Raw genomic sequence first — 21,158 nt, forward strand, 5'->3', positions numbered from 1 at the left:
CGTCCGCTTCGGCATGTGACGCGGAGCGTCACGGGCTGCATTCCCACGCAGAGCGTGGGAACGATCAGTCAGTCAAACATGAACAACGCATCATTGCTGAACTGCGCCTCAAACCGGCTCGCCGGCATCGGCCGGCCAAACAGATACCCCTGAACCTCATCGCAACCATGCTCACGCAGGAAGTCGAGCTGCTCGTGGGTTTCCACGCCTTCGGCGATCACCGCCAGATTGAGGCTGTGGGCCATGGCGATGATCGCCCGGGCAATTTGCGCGTCCTGTTCACCCGAGGGCAGGCCATCGACGAAGGTGCGGTCGATTTTCAGCACGTCGATCGGAAATTGCTTGAGGTAGTTGAGCGATGAATATCCGGTGCCGAAGTCGTCGACCGCAATGCTCAGGCCAAGGTTTTTCAACCCGGCGAGGATGTGCATCGCTTCGCTGACTTCGCGCATCAGAATACTTTCAGTCAACTCCAGCTCCAGGCACGCCGGCGGCAGGCCGGTTTCCTTGAGGATGGTGGCGATCCGCGTGCCGAGCTGGCCGTCGGAGAACTGCCGGGCCGAAATGTTCACCGAAACCTTCGGCACCCGGACTTTGGTTTGATGCCAGGTCTTGAGCTGACGGCAGGCTTCGCTGATCACCCAGTCGCCGACGTCCACCACCAGCCCGAGCTCTTCGAGCACGGGAATGAAATCCCCCGGCGGTACCAGGCCACGTCGTGGGTGACGCCAGCGCAGCAGGGCTTCGGCACCGGTCAGGCGTTTGCCATCGCCGCTGAACTGCGGCTGGTAGTACAGCACGAATTCATTTTGCTCCAGGGCATGGCGCAAGTCGCTTTCCAGCTCCAGACGCTCCAGGGCGCTGGCGTTCATGTCGGCCTGATAGAACTGGAAGTTGTTTTTGCCGCGCTCCTTGGCGTGGTACATCGCAGTATCGGCGTTCTTCATCAACTGACTGAGTTCGCTGCCGTCCTGAGGGCTCAGGGCGATGCCGATACTGGCGGTGACAAAGAACTCGCGGCCTTCGAGCACGAACGGTTTCACCAGGCTGGCGAGGATCTGTTCGGCCACGTGGATCGCCCGGTTCAACGCGATCTCCCGGTTGACCCGCGGTTGCAGCAGCAAAGTGAACTCATCACCACCCATGCGTGCCACGGTGTCGTCATCATCGACGCAACCAAGCAGGCGCGTGGCCATTTCCTTGAGCATGCGGTCGCCGGCGGCATGGCCCAGGGAGTCGTTGATCGGCTTGAAACGGTCGAGGTCGAGGAACATCAGCACCACCCAGGACTTCTGCCGCTCAGCCGATTGCAGCGCGGTGTGCAGGCGATCCTGGAACAGCGTGCGGTTGGGCAGGTGGGTCAAGGCGTCGTAATAGGCGAGCCGGTGAATCCGTTGCTCGCTGGCTTTGCGCTCGCTGATGTCGCTGAAGAAACACACGTAGCTGGCCAGGTCGCCTTCATCGTCGAGTACCGCCGTAATCCCGACCCAGGCCGGGTAATGCTCGCCATTGCGTCGTTTGAGCCAGACTTCGCCTTCCCAGGTGCTGTGCTGATGCAATTGCTTGAGCACATAGCGCAGATGGGCTTCCTGCTGCTCATCGACGGTGAGCATATTCGGCAACTGGTCGAGGACCTGGGCCACCGCGTAGCCGCTGACGCGACTGAAAGCCTCGTTGGCCTGGACGATATAGCCGGCCGGGTCAGTGATCAGAATCGCCGAGGTCGAGTGCTCGAATACCGTGGCCGCCATGCGCAGGTCTTTTTCAGCCCGACGTTGCTGGCTGATGTCGCGGCCGACCCCGAGCACACCTTCAAAGGCACCGTGTTCGTCCCAGACCAGCACCAGACGCAGCTCGATGGGAATCTTGCGTCCGTCGGCCCGCAGGCAGTCGAACAGAAACAGCTGGGTCTGTACCTGACTGCGCAGCAGCGCCAGTTGTTCGGGTTTATCCAGCGCTTTGCTGACCCGGTCCATCAGGCTGTAGATGCCGGTCAGTTGTTGCGGGTTGGCGATGGTCGATTGCCAGCCGTTCTGGAATATCCAGTCGGCGTCGAAACCCAGCACGGCTTGCACCGAGGGGCTGACGTAATTGAGCGACATCTTGCTGTCGGTGGAGAAAATCACGTCGCTGATGCTTTCGGCGAGCATCCGGTAACGCTGCTCGCTGTCGCGCAGAGACTCACTGGCTTCGATCTGTTCGGTGATGTCCTTGGCCACGCCGATGATGCGAGTGACCTGATCGTGTTTGTCCCGCGCCAGGGCCTGTTCGCGAATGTCGAAACGCCGCCATTTGCCGTCACGATGACGGAAGCGCAGCTGGCATTGCATCAGTTGGGTGTAACCCGCGTGACGCTGGGCCTGGCGCGAGCGGTGGTAATAATCGGCGTCTTCGGGATGCAGCAGGATTTCCCAGAAATACTCGCCCATCTGGTGCAGTTCGGTGCGGTTGTAACCCAGCGTTTGCCCCAGGTGATGGTTGCTGAAGATCATCCGCTGGCTGACCACATCCTGCACATACAGATGATCCGGCACGGTGCGCACCACGTCGGACCAGAACCCTTCACGTTCCAGCAGCGACAACTCGATGAGCTTGCGACTGGTGATGTCGCTGATGCTCAGGATCACCGCCTTATAGTCGGCCTGATCTTCCGGCAGACGCAGCACCAGCCACAAATGCTGGTCACGACCATTGGCATCCTGGAGCTTGATTTCCAGCTCAAGCTGTTTTTGCTGGTGCAGCACCGCTTTGAGCACTTGATTGCCGATGGCCGTACAGTCCAATGGGCAGCCGTCGATCAGCAGTTTCCAGGCTTGATCGCAGGAATTGACATTGAGCAGTTGCAGGGCAACCTGGTTGACCTCGGTGATGCGCAGTTCCTGCAGCAGTTGCTGGCGTTGCTCTGGTGTCTGGAGCCAGGCCTTCAACTGCTCGCTGCTGTTGAGTTGAGCCTTGTCGAAAAAACTTTTGAGTCCGGACAGGTCGAGCACGCACAGCGCAACGCCGGTACCTTCGAAAATGTCCTGATAGCGTCGGCGGCCTTCATGCAACAGGCGTTGACGGCGACGAATGCTCAGCAGAGCGATGAACGGTAACAGCGAAAAGGCCAGGCCCAGCAGGCATTTGCCGATGAACGCCGGCAGCAGTTGTTCGAGCACCCGTTGGCGGTCGAACAGCCCGCGCAATTGCCAGTCGCTGCTGCTCAGAGGGACTGTCAGCACACTGTTGGCCAGTTCGTCCGCTGTCAGCACGGCCGGCTTGGCCGAGGGCTGGGTGTCATCGCGGCTGATGATCTGATGATTGATGCGGTTTTCCACCAGCCACAGGGGGCGGATGCCGGCGTCGCTCTGCTTGGTCAATGAGGAGAAAAACGTCGGTGTCAGACGCAGGGCCCAATAACCGCGGCTGCTGCCGCTGGCTTGATGCAGGAGCAGATGCACCACTGAGCCGTCGTCGGCATTGCTGAAATAGTGGGCCTGGGCGCGGCTACGCTGAACCAGTTCGCCGAGGTAACTGGCGTCCTGGCTGTCGGCGGCACTGTCGCTGAGAATTTTCCCGGAGGGACTGAGCAACGCCAGGCTGCGCAGATCGGGCAGCGATTGTTGCAGTTTGCGCAGCAACGCCTGCTGTTCGTCGGGACTTTGTGGTTGTTCGATGATCGGTAGCAGGTTGAGGGCGATCTGGGCATTGAGCGCCATGTTGAGGCTGACTTGCGCAGCCAGATCGGCGGAGTAGTCGATGGTGTATTGGCGCTGGTTTTTCTGGGTTTCACGAAGCTGATCCAGCAGCTGCCAGAACAGCAGGGCGAGCAGTAACAGCACGAGGGCTGCCAGCGCGCCCTTCAAGGTTCCGCGCAGGGGCGAGCCGGTCGCAGGATTGAGCGCGCTCACGGACGATGGCGGAGAGACATTAGACAAACTGTAATCCTGCGGTTTGGCTGGACTGACGCGACGTGCACTATAAGCCGGACGCCCGAAGGGCGGCTAGCATGCCTTGAGTTGTGGCGAAGTGCCAGTCCCGCTCGGCTGGACTGCTTTCTATCAATAAGGTAGCTTTGCCGGTTACGCGGGAGCGTTCCAGCTCCCAGACAGCGCGCACGCCTTGATACCCATCAGACGAACGACGCGCATGGCCTGGCCGGGCATTGCCTGCGCTCCAATCATTCATCAGTCACTGACCCAAGGTTCTCCATGGCTCAATACGTCTTCACCATGCATCGGCTGGGCAAAGTTGTTCCGCCGAAGCGGGAAATCCTGAAAAACATTTCGCTGTCGTTCTTCCCGGGCGCCAAGATCGGCGTACTCGGTCTCAACGGTTCGGGTAAGTCCACGCTGCTGAAAATCATGGCGGGCGTCGATAAAGAGTTCGACGGTGAAGCCCGTCCGATGCCGGACCTGAATATTGGCTACCTGCCGCAAGAACCGATTCTGGACCCGACCAAAACCGTGCGTGAAGTGGTCGAGGAAGCGGTCAGCGTGATCAAGGACGCTCAGGCTCGTCTGGACGAGGTTTACGCGGCCTACGCTGAACCGGATGCCGACTTCGACAAACTGGCGGCAGAACAGGCCAAGCTCGAAGCCATCCTGCAAGCCAGCGACGGTCACAACCTGGATCGCCAACTGGAAGTCGCCGCCGATGCGCTGCGTCTGCCAGCGTGGGATGCCAAGGTCGAAGTCCTGTCCGGTGGTGAAAAACGTCGTGTGGCCCTGTGCCGCCTGCTGCTGTCCGCACCGGACATGCTGCTGCTCGATGAACCGACCAACCACCTGGACGCCGATTCCGTCGCCTGGCTGGAGCACTTCCTGCACGATTTCCCGGGCACTGTGGTTGCGATCACGCACGACCGTTACTTCCTGGACAACGTCGCCGGCTGGATCCTCGAGCTCGACCGCGGCGCCGGTATCCCGTACGAGGGCAACTATTCGGGTTGGCTCGAAGCCAAGTCCGATCGTCTGGCGGCCGAATCCAAGCAGCAATCGGCTCACGAAAAGGCCATGAAGGAAGAGCTGGAGTGGGTGCGCAAAGGCGCCAAGGCCCGCCAGTCCAAATCCAAGGCTCGTCTGCAACGCTTCGAAGAAATGCAATCGCAGGAATTCCAGAAGCGCAGCGAAACCAACGAGATCTACATCCCGGCCGGTCCGCGTCTGGGCGACAAGGTCATCGAGTTCAAGAACGTCAGCAAGGGCTACGGCGATCGCGTGCTGATCGACAATCTGTCGTTCTCCATGCCTAAGGGCGCCATCGTTGGCGTGATCGGCGGTAACGGTGCCGGCAAGTCGACCCTGTTCCGTATGCTGATGGGCAAGGAAACACCGGATTCGGGCTCCATCGAAGTCGGCGAAACCGTACAGCTGGCGTGCGTCGACCAGAGCCGTGAAGACCTGGATGGCAGCAAGACTGTGTTCCAGCAGATCTCCGACGGTTCCGACCAGATTCGCATCGGCAACTACGAGATCCCGTCGCGCACCTACGTTGGTCGCTTCAACTTCAAGGGCGGCGATCAGCAGAAGTTCGTCAAGGACCTGTCCGGTGGTGAGCGTGGTCGTTTGCACCTGGCCCTGACCCTGAAAGAGGGCGGCAACGTCCTGCTGCTCGACGAACCGTCCAACGACCTCGACGTTGAAACCCTGCGTTCCCTGGAAGAAGCCTTGCTGGACTTCCCGGGCGCCGCCATTGTGATCTCTCACGATCGGTGGTTCCTTGACCGCGTCGCGACTCACATCCTGGCGTACGAAGACGACTCGCAAGCGGTGTTCTTCGAAGGCAACTACACCGAGTACGAAGCCGATCGCAAGAAACGCCTCGGCGAAGCGGCTTCCCAGCCGCACCGTGTACGGCACAAGAAACTGGCCTGATTTCAGGTTGGTCGCATAGAAAAAACGGAGCCTTCAGGGCTCCGTTTTTTGTTCTTCTGTAGGAGCTGTCGAGTGAAACGAGGCTGCGATCTTTTCAGGCCCACTCCAATCCCAAGCGGAAGATCAAAGGATCGCAGCCTCGTTTCACTCGACAGCTCCTACAGGTGAGATCGCGGCGTCATCGAACTTACCCGGCCTCTATGGCCAACACCTCAATAATCAAATCCCCCGCCGGTCGCTTCCACAACACCTCATCGCCCACTTTCGCCCCGAGCAACGCCCGCCCCAGCGGCGAGCTCCAATTGATCAAGCCATGGGGGGCATCCGCCTGGTCTTCTCCGACCAATTGCACGCGCTGCTTATGATCGTGTTCGTCGGCAAAGGTCACCCAGTTGCCGATCTGCACTTTGTCGGTCGAGGAGGCTTGTGCGACCACCTGGGCGCTTTGCAGGCGCTGCTTGAAATAGCGCCAGTCGCGATCGAGGTCGGCCTGGCGCTGCTTATCGGCCAGTTCGCCTTTGGCGCTTTCCTGATCAAGCAGGCTTTGCAGCTCGGCAACTTTTGCCTGAAGCTGCGCCAGGCCCGCTGGCGTGACGTAATTGGGCTGCGCGCTGACCTGCCGTTCGACTGGCTGATCGGCTTGCGCGGCGGCGTTATCTTCATTGACGAAGGCGCGACTCATGCTGTTCTCCCGTTATAGGGTTTGGGCCATGGTCGCAGGCATTAAGTTTCGACGAATGTCTGTAAACGACTTATTGCGAGCGATAGGCTCGCGCGGCGTCCCTGTCTTTCTCTTGTTGCCAGGCCCGTTCGCGCTCGTCCCAATGGCGGTCCTTGTACTCGTTACGATCCTCGTTTTCACGCATGGCCTGGCACTGACGGAAGCCATCGGTCCAGCCTTCGGCGTATTGCTTGTCCTTGAGGTAACGCGGGACATTTTTGCGAAACTCACCGGTGATCGCCCCAGCGGCTTGCCGGCCACTGCTGCAACCGTCATCGAAGCCATCGGCGAATGCCGGCGGATAACCCTTGGCGATCAGATCCTCGTGGGTCGACTCGCACCCCGTGATCACTACCAACAACCCCAATACAGCCACGCAACGCCACATCCCGGACTCCTGGACCGTTCAACGGCCTATAAGGGAAGTTTAGAAGCGGATTTGTCGGGTGTATGTGAAAGGCTTGTGATTAATCTGTGGGGTAGCGCAAATCCCTTGTGGGAGCGAGCCTGCTCGCGATGGCGGTGGAACAGGCAGCATGGATGTTGAATGTGATGGTCTCATCGCGAGCAGGCTCGCTCCCACAGGGGGCAGATCAATAGTGATACCACTTCACCTCAAGCATCACTTCGTTTTCGGGCGAAGCCAGGTGGCTGAATTCGCGCTGGGCGCTCAGGCGCACACCCAGATTGCGCGACAGTTCCCACTGCTGATTCAGGCTCATACTGCGGCGCACTTCGCCATTGGTGAAGTAATCACCCTTGGCTTCCAGGCTGAAATTGCCCAGCGGGTTTTTCCATAGCAGGCCGCTGTTGAAGCCCGCCGCCGGGGCGATGAAACCCGCGAAGTCGTTGTTATGCTCCACACGCACGGTGCCCAAGGCGAAACCGAGCATGTCGTCACCCAGCTGCCAGGTCCCGCCGCCACCGCCATTGACATGGCTGACCAGGGTTTCGTCATCATGCTTGCCCGGTACGCGCTCCAGGCCACCGGTGACTTGCCACGACAACGGCTGCAACAACTCATTGCGAGGCGTCAGCGAGCGGATGGTCGCCAGGTCCAGTTGCTGCAACTGCCAGTCATTACCTTCGTATTGACGCAGCTTCATCTGAAGAATTTCGATCTGCGCGCCGAGGGGGAAGCTTTCCATGTTGTCATTGAGGTCGTGATAGGCCATGCGCAGGCCATATTCGCCGAAGGCTTTGTCGCCTCGAGTGCCGATGCCGGCCTGCCAGGTGCGGGATTCGTGACCGTCCTCGGGCAAGCCGGGTTGCGGAATTTCCAGCTCCGGGGGCGGGTTTTGATTGATTGCGCGTAGCAATTCGAAACTGCGTTGAGCCCGTTGCGGGTCACGCTCCTGACCGTTGGCGCGATAACGCTCCAGACGATAAGCCCCATCGATGATCAACGCCTGACGGTCGCGAGGTAGGGCCTTGAACGCCGGAGTCTGCAATTGCGTCTGATCGGCACTGACGTTCAGCACCCACGCCTGCTCTTCAACGGTTAATGGCTCGGCGCGGCTCAGCAGTTCACGCTCACGGGACGGGCGATACTCGATCGATTCCACCAGCCCGGCTTCTTTCACCGCTTTGACCGTGTCGGTGGGAATAGCGGTCAACGGGAATTGCTCGGTCAGATTCAAGTTCGGTCGCGCCACTTGCAGCAGTTCAAGCAGGCGGTAGGAACAGTTTTCGTCGAAGAAGAAGTAGTCGAACTGGATCTGCTTGAGTTCCCAGACGTGCTCGACCATGCGCTCGGTTTCCTGCTGCGTCAGGTTCAGGCGGTATTCCCACAGATCGCGGTTCTCGAGGCTACGGTATTCCGAGAGCTTTTCCTGATACGGCACCAACGCGAACAGCCCGGGATAGCCACCCATCAGACCTTTCCAGGCATACAGAATGCTGTTGTCCGAACCTTCGATGTAGGCGCCGAAGTTGATCGCGTAACTGAGTAGCGATGTCTTGTCACTCTGCACATTGGCCTGATCGATGCGCAGCAAGGTGTGACCAAACATCGACGATGGACTGTTCAGGTAGGCCGCCGGGAAAATCATCACCGCGCTATGAGGCGAAACGTCCTTGAACCATTGCTTGAACTCGGCGCAGTCCGGTGTCGGCATATCGCTGAGCGCCAGTTGCGCCTTGAGCCAGCGGGTGCGGGCCGGATAGACGCATTGGGCATGCTGCTCACCTGCACTGGCCGGGGCATACAGAGCCTGCACGGTCGCCGCCAGTTCACGGTCGGGGTGTTCGTTGCCATCGGGGGCGAGAAAGAATTTCTTGTCGCTGACATAGCTGCGCCAGCCACCGAGCTTGGCGGTTTCGTAATGCCCCAGGGAAATCCAGAAGGGGTCGTTGGCCAGTTGCTGCAAACGTTGATTGTCGATATGTGGCGCGGCGGACAGCGGGGCGCAGACACAGAGCGCCAGCCAGGCAAGGCGTTTGAGCATAGTGGGCAACTTAGCTTTTCGAAAAAAAAGAGATCGGGGAAAAGACCCAAAGCACGACAGGTCAAAAAACAAAACCCGCTCCCCAAAAGGAGCGGGGTGGATCGAGCTTAAGCTTGAGTAGCGTACTTGGCCAGACGCGGGTCGCTTTTCAGCACGGCCAGGGTGTTGGTATGCACGTCATCAGCGGTCACGTCAGCTTTGCTGAAGATCTGCTGGAAGTGCTGATGAGTCACAGCGGCGAAGTGCGCACGGTCTTCCGGCGCCACGCCCAGTACCACGGCGTAAGTGGTCAGCGCTTCGCCCTGACCTTTAGCCATGTCTTCGGACAGCTCGTTCATCATGCCATTCATGGCGATCCAGGATTTGCCGCCATAGGTCAGCGACGCATTGGTCGAGCAGCCGTTGGTACCGGAGGTCATACCGAACGTTGCGTTACCGGAAGTGCCGTTGGTGGTGGATGCCAGGAAGTGTGCTGGGGTGCCACGCTGACCTTCGAACAGCAGGTTGCCCCAACCACAGTCTGGACCGCCTGGCGCCTGGGCCATGGCGTTGATGGATACAGCGGTGAAGAGAGTACCGAGAAGAATCCGTTTCATAGCTATGTTCTCTTTGTGTGCATACCAATGGACAGGGTGCTGGCCCCTAATGGTGCCAGTGGGCCGGTTATTCGTTCCAGCCGCGCAGTTTGGAGTTTAGGCACGTTCCGGGGGTTCCGTTACTTTTTGCGAAACATTCGTTGAAAACATTGATTTTGAGCTGCTCGGCCCGGGGTTGGCGCTTTGTCTAAGCGCGCGCCTTGCCAGTGAGGTACGGGCAGCGCCAGAATGCCGCTATCTGCCCCGCCTGATGTAAGGAAGCCCGATGCCTGATCCTGTTGCTGCCAGCTTGCGTCTAGCGCCTGAAGCGCTGACCCGTCCGTTTTCCGCTGAACAGTTCAGCTTCTCTACCACCAATGATCTGGAGCCCTTCCGCGGTGTGCTTGGCCAGGAACGCGCGGTCGAAGCCTTGCAGTTCGGTGTGGCCATGCCACGCCCCGGTTATAACGTATTCGTCATGGGCGAGCCCGGCACCGGCCGGTTTTCGTTCGTCAAACGCTACCTCAAGGCCGAAGGCAAGCGCCTGCAGACCCCGGCTGACTGGGTCTACGTCAATAATTTCGATGAGCCGCGCGAGCCTCGTGCGTTGGAATTGCCGTCGGGCACCGCCGGTGCTTTCATCGGTGACATCAACGGTTTGATCGACAACCTGCTGGCGACCTTTCCGGCCGTGTTCGAGCACCCGTCCTATCAGCAGAAGAAAAGCGCCATCGACCGCGCTTTCAACCAGCGTTATGACCGTGCACTGGATGTGATCGAGCGTCTGGCGCTGGAGAAAGAGGTCGCGCTCTACCGCGACAGCAGCAACATCGCCTTCACCCCGATGAGCGAAGGCAAGGCATTGGATGAGGCTGAGTTCGCCCAGTTGCCGGAAGCCGAGCGCGAACGTTTTCATGACGACATTGCCGGGCTGGAAGAGCGGTTGAACGAAGAACTCGCCAGCTTGCCGCAATGGAAGCGCGAGTCGAGCAATCAACTGCGTCAGCTCAACGAAGAAACCATCACCCTGGCCTTGCAGCCATTGCTCGCGCCACTGTCGGAAAAGTACGCGGAAAACGCCGGCGTTTGCGGTTACCTGCAAGCAATGCAGGTGTACCTGCTCAAGACGGTGGTCGAGCAACTGGTGGACGACAGCAAGACCGACGCCATCGCCCGCAAATTGCTCGAAGAGCAATACGCCCCGAGCCTGGTGGTCGGTCATCCGTTCAGTGGCGGCGCGCCCGTGGTGTTCGAGCCGCACCCGACCTACGACAACCTGTTTGGCCGCATCGAATACAGCACCGACCAAGGCGCGCTCTACACCACCTATCGGCAGCTGCGACCGGGTGCGCTGCACCGGGCCAACGGCGGTTTTCTGATTCTCGAAGCGGAAAAAATGCTCAGTGAGCCTTTTGTCTGGGATGCGCTCAAGCGCGCCCTGCAATCGCGCAAGCTGAAAATGGAATCGCCGCTGGGTGAGTTGGGTCGACTGGCCACTGTGACGCTGACACCGCAACACATTCCATTGCAGGTCAAAGTCGTCATCATCGGCGCCCGACAGCTCTACTACACGTTGCAAGACCTCGATCCGGACTTCCAGGAGATGTTCCGCGTCCTGGTGGATTTCGACGAAGACATCCCGATGGTCGACGAGAGCCTGGAGCAGTTCGCCCAGCTGCTCAAAACCCGTACGTCCGAGGAAGGCATGGCGCCGCTGACCGCCGATGCGGTGGCGCGTCTGGCGACTTACAGCGCGCGTCTGGCAGAACATCAGGGACGTTTGTCGGCGCGGATCGGCGATCTGTTCCAGCTGGTCAGCGAGGCGGATTTCATTCGCGACCTGGCGGGTGACGACATGACCGACGCCGGGCACATCGAGCGTGCGCTCAAGGCCAAGGCCACCCGTACCGGGCGTGTTTCGGCGCGGATTCTCGATGACATGCTGGCCGGGATCATTCTGATCGACACCGATGGCGCGGCTGTTGGCAAGTGCAACGGGCTGACGGTACTGGAAGTCGGCGATTCGGCCTTCGGGATTCCGGCGCGGATTTCCGCCACGGTTTATCCAGGCGGCAGCGGCATCGTCGACATCGAGCGCGAGGTCAACCTCGGTCAGCCGATCCACTCCAAAGGCGTGATGATCCTTACCGGGTATCTAGGCAGCCGTTATGCCCAGGAATTTCCGCTGGCGATTTCCGCGAGTATCGCCCTGGAGCAGTCCTACGGTTATGTCGACGGTGACAGCGCGTCTCTGGGGGAGGCATGTACGCTGATCTCGGCCTTGTCGAAAACCCCGCTCAAGCAGTGTTTCGCGATTACCGGTTCGATCAACCAGTTCGGTGAAGTGCAGGCGGTGGGTGGGGTCAACGAGAAGATCGAAGGTTTCTTCCGACTCTGCGAAGCCCGTGGTTTGACGGGGGAGCAAGGGGCGATCATTCCTCAGGCCAACGTTGCCACGCTGATGCTCGACGAAAAGGTGCTGGCGGCGGTGCGCGCGGGGCAGTTCCATGTCTACGCGGTGCGCCAGGCCGACGAGGCTCTGAGCCTGTTGGTCGGCGAGCCAGCCGGCGCGCCGGATGAGAATGGCGCATTCCCTGAAGGCAGCATCAACGCGCGGGTAGTGGAACGCTTGCGGGTGATTGCGGAAATGATCAGCGAGGAAGACCTCAAGGAAGCCGAAAAGGAGTTGGCACAGGAAGCGATGCTGGAAATCAAACCGGCCTGACACAACCCCATGTGGGAGCGGGCTTGCTCGCGAAGACGGACTAACATTCAACATCAATGTCGACTGTTATGCCGCCTTCGCGAGCAAGCCCGCTCCCACAGGTTCTGTAGTGTTTTGCAGACTGTATTCAATGCAAAAGAGCGCCATCGAAATGGCGTCAATATTCACGCAGTGACCACTCGGCACCTTCTGATTCTGGTTCGCGTGCGAGCCAGACTTTTCTTCTATTATCTGCTCAAGGATATCGACAGTAATCACTGGATCGAGACAGCCTTCCCGTGGAGGCTGAATACCGGATCTACCGAGGGTCGCCGCCATGTCGCGCAACCTCTGTCTCACCCGTCAATGCCTGGGCCTTGTGACCCGTATCGAATGTGCTATCCGCCCGCTGGCGGGAGATACGGGCATGTGGACCTTGCTCTTCGCCGCCGGAATGGCCGGCGAGCAGCCTTCTGCCATCAAGGCCCAAGGCCCGTTCCGTGGGCCGGTCGTGGCGGAATCGATCCTCGACACCATCGTTGAAAGTCTGACCTTGCATGGTTACGAACTGGCCGACGACCCGCAAATCTGGTGCCTGCATCTGCAAGCCCAGTTGCGAGAGATCAATGGTGGTCGTTACCGCAACCTTAGCGGACCCGAATTTCGGCCCGAGCACTGAACAGGCTATTGATCAAGGCTGCCTGGCTCAGCCTTGTCGAGTTTGACCTCAAACCCATATTGCACGGTGGTGAGGTTGGTTCGCTGATAAGTTTCCAGACGTGTGGGCTGGCCATAGAAGTAATGCACTGCAAATAACGCCGGGCCTTGCGCGCTCGCGTCGTGACTGACCGACAGAATCTCTTTCAAATAATTGCCGCTGTCGTCCTTGGCGAAAAAACGCCAGTCCTGGGCGGGAAACAGTTTCAAATCCACCACCAATGCATTCCCTTTGAGTTCCAGGCCTTTGGGCAACTGGCGGGCGTCGTACGTTTGCTGGTCGATAGTCGCCAGGAACTGCGGCATGGAGCCCACGGCGTAGGCCGGTGTTTCCGGAAACAGGTTCAGATCATAGGTGATGGCGCCGTGTATCGGATCGACCTGATACGCCTCCGGCGGCAGCTCTATCGGCCCGTCGCGCTGACCATTGCGGTCTTGGGTAAAGAACGTCACCGGGCTTTCGCCGGGATTGAAAGAGGTGCCGAGCAGTTCGTCATTGAAGCTTCTGGGGTGATTGAATTCGATGCGGGCGGCACTTGGGTCATCGACCGACTGACTGATGCTGATGCTTTTTTTCAGTTGCTCCTCGCTCAACGTTGCGCCCTTGAGCCAAGTCGCAGCCTGGTCGTCATACACCACCACCGGCAAGGTCAGCGGCTGGATGGTTTTTTCCGTGGTGTGCGGGTCGAAGCGGCGTATCGGCAGGTTCAGGTCCTTGTGGGTCACCGTGACTGCCGAGAAGTCCAGCAGGCTCACTTCGATGGTGTCGATCGGGCCGTTGAAGTAGACCTTGGTGTAATGCCGGGTTTGTTGTTGTTCAAACGCACGCTGCTCGTCATCGAGCTGTTTTTCGAACGCTTCGCTCCAGGCCTTCTGCTGTTGCATCTGCGCCAGTTGTTTTTGATAAAACGCAATTTGCGCGGCGGTTTCGTTGATCGCACCTGAACGAGAGAGGAATTGCCCGGTGGCGTCCCTGGCCTGAACGATCAATGGGGTGAGTGATATGTCACGTATCTCGGGGGCCAGCGGCGCGCTGTTACTGAATTCGATTTCGGCGAAGTTATTGCCCTGTTTCAATAAGGTGACACTGAGATTATCGTTGGTGCGAGTCTGGCCGACGTCCTTTTTCGTCAGGTCGAAACTGTAGAGTCGGCGTGGGGCGATGACTTCCACCTTGCCTTGCAGGCTCACCGGTTGTGGTTGGTTCTTCTTGTCCACCTCCAGGCCTTCGATGAAGGGGTAGGTCACCGTCAAATCATCGGGGTTGGTCAGGTTGGAGCTCGACGGGCTCAGCTGAATGCCGGGATCGGTTTCCGACCATTCCGGCTGGAACGCGATGACGCGCTTGTTGCTCAGGGTCACCGATTGCCATTCCAGGCCCTGAGGAAAAAGGAACGCGCCCGGAATGTTGAAGTTGAAGGGGAATACCGGTTGCAGATCGGTCAGGTAATCCGAGCTGGACTCCTTGTGTAACACGAACAGACCGTTAATGTAGGTGTCGACCAGGGCCTGGGGTGTGGGGTAGTGCTTGAGCACGGCGAGGGCGTCTTCGCCGTATTCGGTGACCACTGGTTTGGTGTCGAGTTTGAGTTGTGCGCGCTCGAGTAACAATAGGGAACCGCCTAGCTCGGCCACGGCATCCTTGAGTTTGGGGTCCTCGATCGTCTCCAGGGATTGTTCGAACTGTGCGATCTTTTCTTCGAGGCTGACCTGGCGTTTCTCATCGCTGGGTGAGCAGCCACCGAGCAACAATGCGAAGCAAAGCCCGGCACTCGTTAACGGCAATCGCACATCCATTTCCAGTCTTCCTGTCCGACGTCGCTGACCTGTCAATCATCTGGACACTAGCAGAAAAACTTTGTCACACACACGCAGGTTACGGATTTTCCGGCGGTTTCTGGGTGTAACAGGTGGCTGTTATACTCGCCGCCATTTCCAGCCCCTTGTGTGAGATTCAATGGAACGCTTTATCGAAAATGCAATGTACGCCTCCCGCTGGTTACTGGCGCCGATCTATTTCGGTTTGTCCCTGGGCTTGCTGGCGTTGGCACTGAAATTCTTCCAGGAAGTCTTCCACGTCATCCCTAACGTATTCTCGATGGCCGAGTCGGATCTGATTCTGGTCCTGCTGTCGCTGATCGACATGGCGCTGGTGGGCGGCTTGCTGGTGATGGTGATGATCTCTGGCTACGAGAACTTCGTTTCTCAGCTGGATATCGACGACAGCAAGGAAAAGCTCAACTGGCTGGGCACCATGGATTCGTCTTCGTTGAAGATGAAGGTCGCAGCTTCCATCGTGGCGATTTCGTCGATCCACCTGCTACGGATCTTCATGGACGCCAAGAACGTCGATCCCGAGCATTTGAAGTGGTACGTGGTCATTCACATGACGTTCGTGGTATCGGCATTTGCCATGGGCTATCTGGACAAGCTGACCAAGCACTGATCTGCACAACTCTTTGTAGGAGCGAGGCTTGCCCGCGAAGGCGGCGTAACAGACAACACTTATTTCGACTGACACGGCCCTTCGCGGGCAAGCCTCGCTCCTACAGGAAACGGTGTGAAACAGACGGGTGGTGCCGTCTGTAGCTTGTACTTTGGCCCGCCGAGGCATATCCATGTAAAGATCCTGGCTCGCCACTGCCTGAGGTGCGCTCATGAACCTGCAAGAGCTGAATGCGTATGCCGTCGCCGGAAAGGTCGATGAGCTGAACCTGATCTCGATGGAAGGCGTGTTTTACGTGCTGGAGGCACGGATGCATGGCGCGGGGCATCCATTGCGCGATGCGCACGGCGAGATATTGCATCTGCGCTCGGTCGAGCATGCGCGTGAAGTGCTTCATGCCTTTCCCAAGTTGTCGTTCAACGTCGTGCATACTTCGGTTCAGGATGAAATGTGCGGTGCCAGCACCGAGGAAAGCCTGAAGGTACCGATCACTTTCCGTTCCGCGTGACAGGGCCGACACGGCTCATCAACGTGACGGCATCTGTGCTAGTCTGCTCGCCCTTTTGATTCCGGGCGCTCCGGGATGCGCTGTGCATGCACGGCAAGTTCCAGGGCCGTCCGCACAACGGAGCAGTGTCATGTCCGAAGTAAATCTGTCCACCGACGAAACCCGCGTCAGCTACGGCATTGGCCGTCAGTTGGGCGACCAGCTGCGTGACAACCCGCCTCCGGGCGTTAGCCTGGACGCGATCCTGGCTGGCCTGACCGACGCGTTCGCCGGCAAGCCAAGTCGTGTGGGTCAGGAAGAAATGTCCGCCAGCTTCAAGGTGATCCGCGAAATCATGCAAGCCGAAGCTGCAGCCAAGGCTGAAGCCGCTGCTGGCGAAGGCCTGGCTTTCCTGGCTGAAAACGCCAAGCGCGAAGGCATCACCACGCTGGCTTCCGGCCTGCAGTTCGAAGTGCTGACTCAAGGTGAAGGCGCCAAGCCAACCCGTGAAGATCAAGTGCGCACTCACTACCACGGCACCTTGATTGACGGCACTGTGTTCGACAGCTCCTACGATCGTGGTCAGCCTGCAGAATTCCCGGTAGGCGGCGTTATCGCTGGCTGGACCGAAGCCCTGCAACTGATGAACGCTGGCAGCAAATGGCGTCTGTACGTGCCGAGCGAACTGGCTTACGGCGCTCAAGGCGTTGGCAGCATTCCGCCGCACAGCGTACTGGTATTCGACGTCGAACTGCTCGACGTTCTGTAATGCCCGGCCTGTCGTCATGACGGGCTAATGTGGGAGCGAGCCTGCTCGCGATGCAGTCAACTCGGTTTTTCCGTGAAACCGAGGTGATGCCATCGCGAGCAGGCTCGCTCCCACAGTTTTTTGCGTTGTCTCATAGTTCGATCTTATGGTTCAGATCGCTGGTCGGGCGCAAAGCCCGGGCATAGCAGAACAGAAACAGATTGCGCACCAGTTCCTTGAGCACCACCGGCTCGCTGGAACTTAAACCGTTGACGTCCAGATCCCCCTGATCCTGCAGCTCGTTCAAGGCTTCTTCTTCAAGTACCGCACAAACTTCCCCGGTTTCCCGATGCAGGATTCTGAGGTAGGGGTGTGGGCGGTCCAGCCAGGCATCGATCAAATAAGTCATGAGTCTCATCTCCATTGATGGGTTTCAATGAGAATAATTCTTATTCATCAAATAGCAAGGACCTATTGGCGGTTTGTGTTTTTTTCTGCGGGGGAATTGCTGAGCATCAAAACGACTGGCGTTTGGCTTTTGCGCGGGAATGCTGGGTGATTCGGGGAAGGGCGAAGCACCATCCCACGCCGGGCGCGGGATGGAATGCAGCAGATTCAGACTTTTCTGACGAACTCGGATTTGAGTTTCATCGGGCCGATGCCATCGATCTTGCAGTCGATGTCGTGGTCGCCATCGCACAGGCGGATGTTCTTGACCTTGGTGCCGACCTTGACCACCAGCGACGTGCCTTTGACCTTGAGGTCCTTGATCACGGTGATGGTATCGCCGTCCTGCAGGACATTGCCGACCGAATCCTTTTTCACGGTGTCATCGGACGCCGCTTCGGCTTCGCCACTGGCGGACCATTCGTGGGCGCACTCGGGGCAGATCAGCTGTGCACCGTCTTCATAGGTGTATTCGGAATTGCATTTTGGGCAGGGTGGCAGCGTGCTCACTAAAGCTCCTTGGATTCGGGATGGCTAAAAAGCGCACATTATATAGGGTTTATACAGGGGAGGGGGGGACACATGATTTTGTAGGAGCAAGGCTTGCCCGCGAATGCGATCTACCAGTCGACACCAATGTGACTGACACACCACATTCGCGGGCAAGCCTCGCTCCTACAGGGCGCGCGTTAGTTAGTGCGTGCGGGCGACCGCGAACTCACTCAACTCAACCAGCGCATCGCGGTATTCGCTGGCGGGCAGGGCGTCGAGGCACTTGATCGCACGGGCCACATAATCGCGGGCCAGTTGCGCGGTGTAATCCAGCGAGCCGGAAGCTTCAACAGCTTCGCGAATGCTTTCCAGATCTTCGATGCCACCTTTCTGGATCGCCTGACGAACCAGTGCGGCCTGCTCGGGAGTGCCTTCGCGCATGGTGTAGATCAGCGGCAGCGTCGGTTTACCTTCGGCCAGATCGTCACCGACGTTCTTGCCCAGGGTTTCGGCATCGCCACGGTAATCCAGCAGGTCGTCGACCAATTGGAAGGCCACCCCCAGGTGATCGCCGAAGGTGCGCAGTGCTTCGCTCTGTTCCGGCGAGGCGCCGGCCAGGGCCGCAGCACTGTGGGTCGAGGCTTCGAAGAGCATCGCGGTTTTGCCGCGGATGACTTCCATGTAGGTTTCTTCGGTGGTGCTGGCGTCGCGGACCTTCGACAGTTGCAACACTTCGCCTTCAGCGATGATGCGCGTGGCTTGCGAAAGGATCTTCATCACCGGCATGGAGCCCAATTCGACCATCATTTCGAAAGAACGCGAATACAGGAAGTCGCCCACCAGCACGCTCGGCGCGTTGCCCCACATGGCATTGGCAGTCGAGCGGCCACGGCGCATGCCGGACATGTCGACGACGTCGTCGTGCAGCAGGGTGGCGGTGTGCAGGAACTCGATGGTCGCGGCCAACAGGCGCAGGTCATCGCCTTCGCGGCCGAGTGCCTTGCCGCACAGCAGCACGAGCAACGGACGCAGGCGTTTACCGCCAGCCGAAGTGATGTAATCGCCGATTTTCGATACCAGCGGCACTCGGGAAGTCAGCTGTTTCTTGATGATGCCGTCGACGGCGCTAAAATCGTCCGCCACCGCGCGGTAGAAAGCTTGGGGTTGCATCAGCGACAGTTGCTCCAGAAGGGTTGCGCGGCATGCTAGGACCCACGTCGGCGGGTGTCAAGGCGCGATGGACAGCCTCTTGCATCGCCCCGGCAGCTTGCGTACAATCGCGCACCCTGAACTTCCTGGGCAGCACCTGCCTTACGCAATTGCAAACAGGCCTTCCAGCCTTATGCAGCCATGCCAGCCAATACCTCTTCTTATAAAGAGCTGGGTGAGCAGGATTATCGGAGAAATACCATGTCTTATGCAGTAATCGTTACTGGTGGCAAGCAGTACAAAGTTGCTCCAGGTGAATACCTGAAGATCGAAAAACTGGAAATCGCTACTGGCGAATCCGTTACTTTTGATCGCGTTCTGTTGGTTGCCAATGGCGACGACGTGAATATCGGCGCTCCAGTTGTTCCTGGCGCTACCGTTGTGGCTGAAGTGATCTCCCAAGGTCGTCACGATAAAGTCCGCATCATCAAGTTCCGTCGCCGTAAGCACCACATGAAGCGTATGGGCCACCGCCAGTGGTACACCGAGATCAAAATCACCGGTATTCAGGCTTAATTTCAGCCTAATTCCTCACTAGGAGAATTGAACTCATGGCACACAAAAAAGCTGGTGGTAGTACCCGTAACGGTCGCGACTCAGAAGCCAAACGCCTTGGCGTGAAGATGTATGGCGGCCAGGTTATCATTCCGGGCAACATCATCGTGCGTCAGCGCGGCACCCAATTCCACGCTGGCTACGGCGTTGGCATGGGCAAAGATCACACTCTGTTCGCTAAAATCGACGGCGTGATCAAGTTCGAAGTAAAAGGCGCCTTCGGTCGTCGTTACGTAAGCATTGTTCCGAAGACTGACGTCGTCGCGGCATAATTACGTAGTTGCTGGAAAAGCCCTGTCTTGCGACGGGGCTTTTTCGTTTGTGGGGTGAGTCTCTTGCAAAGCTGTTTGTGATGGGCTCCAGCGCTGTATTGGCGGTCGTTGATTGAGGTCGCTGCGCTCATTTTTGCAAGAGTCTTATGTCTAGGTTTTTTCGGCTCGTCCGTATGGCGAGAGGCGTTTTGTTATGAAGTTTGTTGATGAAGTATCGATTCGAGTAAAGGCCGGGGACGGCGGTAACGGTTGCATGAGCTTCCGTCGCGAAAAATTCATTGAAAACGGCGGCCCGAACGGCGGTGACGGTGGTGATGGCGGCTCGGTCTACATGGTCGCCGACGAAAACCTCAACACCCTGGTGGACTACCGTTACACCCGGCACTTCGATGCCGAGCGCGGTTCCAACGGCGGCAGCACTGACTGCACCGGCAAGAAAGGTGAGGAACTGGTGCTGCGCGTTCCGGTCGGCACTACTGTCATCGATTCCGCGACTCAGGAAGTGATCGGCGACCTGACCAAGGCCGGCCAGCGCCTGCTGGTGGCTCACGGCGGCTGGCACGGTCTGGGTAACACTCGTTTCAAATCCAGCACCAACCGGGCGCCGCGCCAGACCACGCCGGGCAAGCCGGGTGAGCAGCGCGACCTGAAACTGGAAATGAAGGTGTTGGCGGACGTCGGTCTGCTCGGTTTGCCGAACGCCGGCAAAAGTACCTTTATTCGCTCGGTATCGGCCGCCAAGCCGAAAGTCGCCGACTACCCGTTCACCACTCTGGTGCCAAACCTGGGTGTTGTCAGTGTCGATCGCTGGAAGAGCTTTGTGGTGGCGGACATTCCTGGCCTTATCGAAGGTGCTTCCGACGGCGCAGGCCTGGGGATTCGTTTCCTCAAGCACTTGTCGCGTACTCGTCTGCTGCTGCACCTCGTCGACATGGCGCCGCTGGATGACACCAGTGTTCCGGATGCCGCTGAAGTGATTGTCAGCGAGCTGACCAAGTTCAGCCCGTCCCTGGCTGAGCGTGATCGCTGGCTGGTGCTGAACAAATGCGACCAGATCCTTGAGGAAGAGCACGACGCTCGCGTCAAGGAAATCGTTGATCGTCTGGAGTGGACCGGTCCGGTCTACGTGATCTCTGCGATCGCCAAGCAAGGCACCGAGCGTCTTTGCCATGACATCATGCGTTACCTGGAAGATCGTGCCGATCGTCTGGCTAATGACCCGGCCTACAAGGAAGAGCTGGCCGAGCTCGATCAGCGCATCGAAGATGAAGCGCGCGCGCAGTTGCAGGCGCTGGACGATCAGCGTGCCCTGCGTCGCAGTGGCGTGAAGTCGGTCCATGACATCGGTGACGACGATTGGGACGAAGAAGATGTGGATGACGAAGACGGTCCGGAAATCATTTACGTGCGTGACTGATTCGTTGCGATAAACTTAAGCGCCGCTCACTGGAGCGGCGTTTTAGTATCTGGAAATCGGTAGTCA

At 58.6% G+C, this 21,158-nt stretch carries 18 protein-coding genes; 9 read left to right on the forward strand and 9 right to left on the reverse strand.

Annotated features, from left to right (window positions below; all coding sequences use genetic code 11):
- Positions 1–68: 68 nt before the first annotated feature.
- Entirely contained in the window at positions 69–3,917 is a 3,849-nt protein-coding gene (locus tag IB250_RS20370; protein ID WP_192345382.1) for a bifunctional diguanylate cyclase/phosphodiesterase, read from the reverse strand.
- 273 nt (positions 3,918–4,190) lie between these two features.
- Between IB250_RS20370 and ettA the strand changes: the two genes are divergently transcribed.
- Entirely contained in the window at positions 4,191–5,855 is a 1,665-nt protein-coding gene (gene ettA / locus IB250_RS20375) for an energy-dependent translational throttle protein EttA (protein WP_008072328.1), read from the forward strand.
- A gap of 187 nt (positions 5,856–6,042) precedes the next feature.
- Here the strand turns inward: ettA and IB250_RS20380 are convergent, their stop codons facing one another.
- From IB250_RS20380 to IB250_RS20395, 4 genes are all read right to left on the reverse strand, one after another.
- Positions 6,043–6,537 (reverse strand): GreA/GreB family elongation factor, encoded by a 495-nt coding sequence (locus IB250_RS20380; RefSeq protein WP_192345383.1) that lies wholly within the window; start codon positions 6,535–6,537, stop codon positions 6,043–6,045.
- A gap of 70 nt (positions 6,538–6,607) precedes the next feature.
- A complete protein-coding gene (locus IB250_RS20385) occupies positions 6,608–6,964 on the reverse strand; it encodes a hypothetical protein (protein ID WP_192345384.1) in 357 nt (118 codons plus the stop codon).
- A gap of 205 nt (positions 6,965–7,169) precedes the next feature.
- Entirely contained in the window at positions 7,170–9,023 is a 1,854-nt protein-coding gene (locus IB250_RS20390) for a DUF4105 domain-containing protein (RefSeq protein ID WP_192345385.1), read from the reverse strand.
- Between the two features lie 107 nt (positions 9,024–9,130).
- Positions 9,131–9,619 (reverse strand): DUF3015 domain-containing protein, encoded by a 489-nt coding sequence (locus IB250_RS20395; protein WP_038981477.1) that lies wholly within the window; start codon positions 9,617–9,619, stop codon positions 9,131–9,133.
- A 265-nt stretch (positions 9,620–9,884) separates the two neighbouring features.
- Between IB250_RS20395 and IB250_RS20400 the strand changes: the two genes are divergently transcribed.
- Positions 9,885–12,323 carry a Lon protease family protein gene (locus IB250_RS20400; protein WP_123497091.1) on the forward strand — a complete coding sequence of 813 codons (2,439 nt, stop codon included), beginning with the start codon at positions 9,885–9,887 and terminating at the stop codon, positions 12,321–12,323.
- Positions 12,324–12,639: 316 nt separating this feature from the next.
- On the forward strand, positions 12,640–12,981 hold the full coding sequence (locus tag IB250_RS20405) for a hypothetical protein (protein WP_007901845.1): 342 nt from the start codon (positions 12,640–12,642) through the stop codon (positions 12,979–12,981).
- Positions 12,982–12,986: 5 nt separating this feature from the next.
- On the opposite strand, the gene IB250_RS20410 is transcribed toward IB250_RS20405, so the two are convergent.
- Positions 12,987–14,816 (reverse strand): hypothetical protein, encoded by a 1,830-nt coding sequence (locus IB250_RS20410; protein ID WP_192345386.1) that lies wholly within the window; start codon positions 14,814–14,816, stop codon positions 12,987–12,989.
- Between the two features lie 160 nt (positions 14,817–14,976).
- Between IB250_RS20410 and IB250_RS20415 the strand changes: the two genes are divergently transcribed.
- The 3 genes from IB250_RS20415 to IB250_RS20425 all read left to right on the forward strand — a co-directional run bounded on the left by IB250_RS20415 (position 14,977) and on the right by IB250_RS20425 (position 16,721).
- Complete coding sequence (locus IB250_RS20415; protein WP_007901849.1) at positions 14,977–15,465, forward strand: TIGR00645 family protein; 489 nt, start codon at positions 14,977–14,979, stop codon at positions 15,463–15,465.
- Positions 15,466–15,676: 211 nt separating this feature from the next.
- The gene (locus IB250_RS20420; protein WP_007901853.1) at positions 15,677–15,973 is read left to right on the forward strand and encodes a DUF6482 family protein; all 297 of its coding nucleotides are present in this window, start codon (positions 15,677–15,679) and stop codon (positions 15,971–15,973) included.
- Between the two features lie 130 nt (positions 15,974–16,103).
- Positions 16,104–16,721 carry an FKBP-type peptidyl-prolyl cis-trans isomerase gene (locus IB250_RS20425; RefSeq protein ID WP_007901858.1) on the forward strand — a complete coding sequence of 206 codons (618 nt, stop codon included), beginning with the start codon at positions 16,104–16,106 and terminating at the stop codon, positions 16,719–16,721.
- Positions 16,722–16,851: 130 nt separating this feature from the next.
- Here the strand turns inward: IB250_RS20425 and IB250_RS20430 are convergent, their stop codons facing one another.
- The 3 genes from IB250_RS20430 to IB250_RS20440 form a co-directional block, all read right to left on the reverse strand.
- Positions 16,852–17,109, reverse strand: a complete 258-nt coding sequence (locus tag IB250_RS20430) for a hypothetical protein (RefSeq protein ID WP_095632313.1) — start codon at positions 17,107–17,109, stop codon at positions 16,852–16,854.
- A gap of 206 nt (positions 17,110–17,315) precedes the next feature.
- Positions 17,316–17,657, reverse strand: a complete 342-nt coding sequence (locus IB250_RS20435; RefSeq protein WP_010467527.1) for a zinc ribbon domain-containing protein YjdM — start codon at positions 17,655–17,657, stop codon at positions 17,316–17,318.
- 183 nt (positions 17,658–17,840) lie between these two features.
- On the reverse strand, positions 17,841–18,809 hold the full coding sequence (locus tag IB250_RS20440; protein WP_030129461.1) for a polyprenyl synthetase family protein: 969 nt from the start codon (positions 18,807–18,809) through the stop codon (positions 17,841–17,843).
- 240 nt (positions 18,810–19,049) lie between these two features.
- Here IB250_RS20440 and rplU point away from each other — a divergent pair, with 240 nt between their 5' ends.
- The 3 genes from rplU to cgtA all read left to right on the forward strand — a co-directional run bounded on the left by rplU (position 19,050) and on the right by cgtA (position 21,092).
- A complete protein-coding gene (rplU, locus tag IB250_RS20445; RefSeq protein ID WP_007901869.1) occupies positions 19,050–19,364 on the forward strand; it encodes a 50S ribosomal protein L21 in 315 nt (104 codons plus the stop codon).
- A gap of 35 nt (positions 19,365–19,399) precedes the next feature.
- Positions 19,400–19,675 carry a 50S ribosomal protein L27 gene (rpmA, locus tag IB250_RS20450; RefSeq protein ID WP_007901871.1) on the forward strand — a complete coding sequence of 92 codons (276 nt, stop codon included), beginning with the start codon at positions 19,400–19,402 and terminating at the stop codon, positions 19,673–19,675.
- Positions 19,676–19,868: 193 nt separating this feature from the next.
- The gene (gene cgtA / locus IB250_RS20455) at positions 19,869–21,092 is read left to right on the forward strand and encodes an Obg family GTPase CgtA (protein WP_192345387.1); all 1,224 of its coding nucleotides are present in this window, start codon (positions 19,869–19,871) and stop codon (positions 21,090–21,092) included.
- Positions 21,093–21,158 lie beyond the last annotated feature (66 nt).

It is taken from the genome of Pseudomonas sp. PDM09, assembly GCF_014852305.1.
In the GTDB taxonomy this organism is placed as follows: Bacteria; Pseudomonadota; Gammaproteobacteria; order Pseudomonadales; family Pseudomonadaceae; genus Aquipseudomonas.

What these genes read in the sequence shown, in the direction of transcription:
- IB250_RS20425 (WP_007901858.1), top strand. Translation starts at nt 16,104, where the DNA reads ATGTCCGAAGTAAATCTGTCCACCGACGAAACCCGCGTCAGCTACGGC.
- cgtA (WP_192345387.1), top strand. Translation starts at nt 19,869, where the DNA reads ATGAAGTTTGTTGATGAAGTATCGATTCGAGTAAAGGCCGGGGACGGC.
- IB250_RS20415 (WP_007901849.1), top strand. Translation starts at nt 14,977, where the DNA reads ATGGAACGCTTTATCGAAAATGCAATGTACGCCTCCCGCTGGTTACTG.
- IB250_RS20440 (WP_030129461.1), bottom strand. Translation starts at nt 18,809, where the DNA reads ATGCAACCCCAAGCTTTCTACCGCGCGGTGGCGGACGATTTTAGCGCC.
- IB250_RS20385 (WP_192345384.1), bottom strand. Translation starts at nt 6,964, where the DNA reads ATGTGGCGTTGCGTGGCTGTATTGGGGTTGTTGGTAGTGATCACGGGG.
- IB250_RS20420 (WP_007901853.1), top strand. Translation starts at nt 15,677, where the DNA reads ATGAACCTGCAAGAGCTGAATGCGTATGCCGTCGCCGGAAAGGTCGAT.
- rpmA (WP_007901871.1), top strand. Translation starts at nt 19,400, where the DNA reads ATGGCACACAAAAAAGCTGGTGGTAGTACCCGTAACGGTCGCGACTCA.
- IB250_RS20380 (WP_192345383.1), bottom strand. Translation starts at nt 6,537, where the DNA reads ATGAGTCGCGCCTTCGTCAATGAAGATAACGCCGCCGCGCAAGCCGAT.
- ettA (WP_008072328.1), top strand. Translation starts at nt 4,191, where the DNA reads ATGGCTCAATACGTCTTCACCATGCATCGGCTGGGCAAAGTTGTTCCG.
- IB250_RS20405 (WP_007901845.1), top strand. Translation starts at nt 12,640, where the DNA reads ATGTCGCGCAACCTCTGTCTCACCCGTCAATGCCTGGGCCTTGTGACC.
- IB250_RS20430 (WP_095632313.1), bottom strand. Translation starts at nt 17,109, where the DNA reads ATGACTTATTTGATCGATGCCTGGCTGGACCGCCCACACCCCTACCTC.
- IB250_RS20400 (WP_123497091.1), top strand. Translation starts at nt 9,885, where the DNA reads ATGCCTGATCCTGTTGCTGCCAGCTTGCGTCTAGCGCCTGAAGCGCTG.
- IB250_RS20410 (WP_192345386.1), bottom strand. Translation starts at nt 14,816, where the DNA reads ATGGATGTGCGATTGCCGTTAACGAGTGCCGGGCTTTGCTTCGCATTG.
- IB250_RS20390 (WP_192345385.1), bottom strand. Translation starts at nt 9,023, where the DNA reads ATGCTCAAACGCCTTGCCTGGCTGGCGCTCTGTGTCTGCGCCCCGCTG.
- IB250_RS20395 (WP_038981477.1), bottom strand. Translation starts at nt 9,619, where the DNA reads ATGAAACGGATTCTTCTCGGTACTCTCTTCACCGCTGTATCCATCAAC.
- rplU (WP_007901869.1), top strand. Translation starts at nt 19,050, where the DNA reads ATGTCTTATGCAGTAATCGTTACTGGTGGCAAGCAGTACAAAGTTGCT.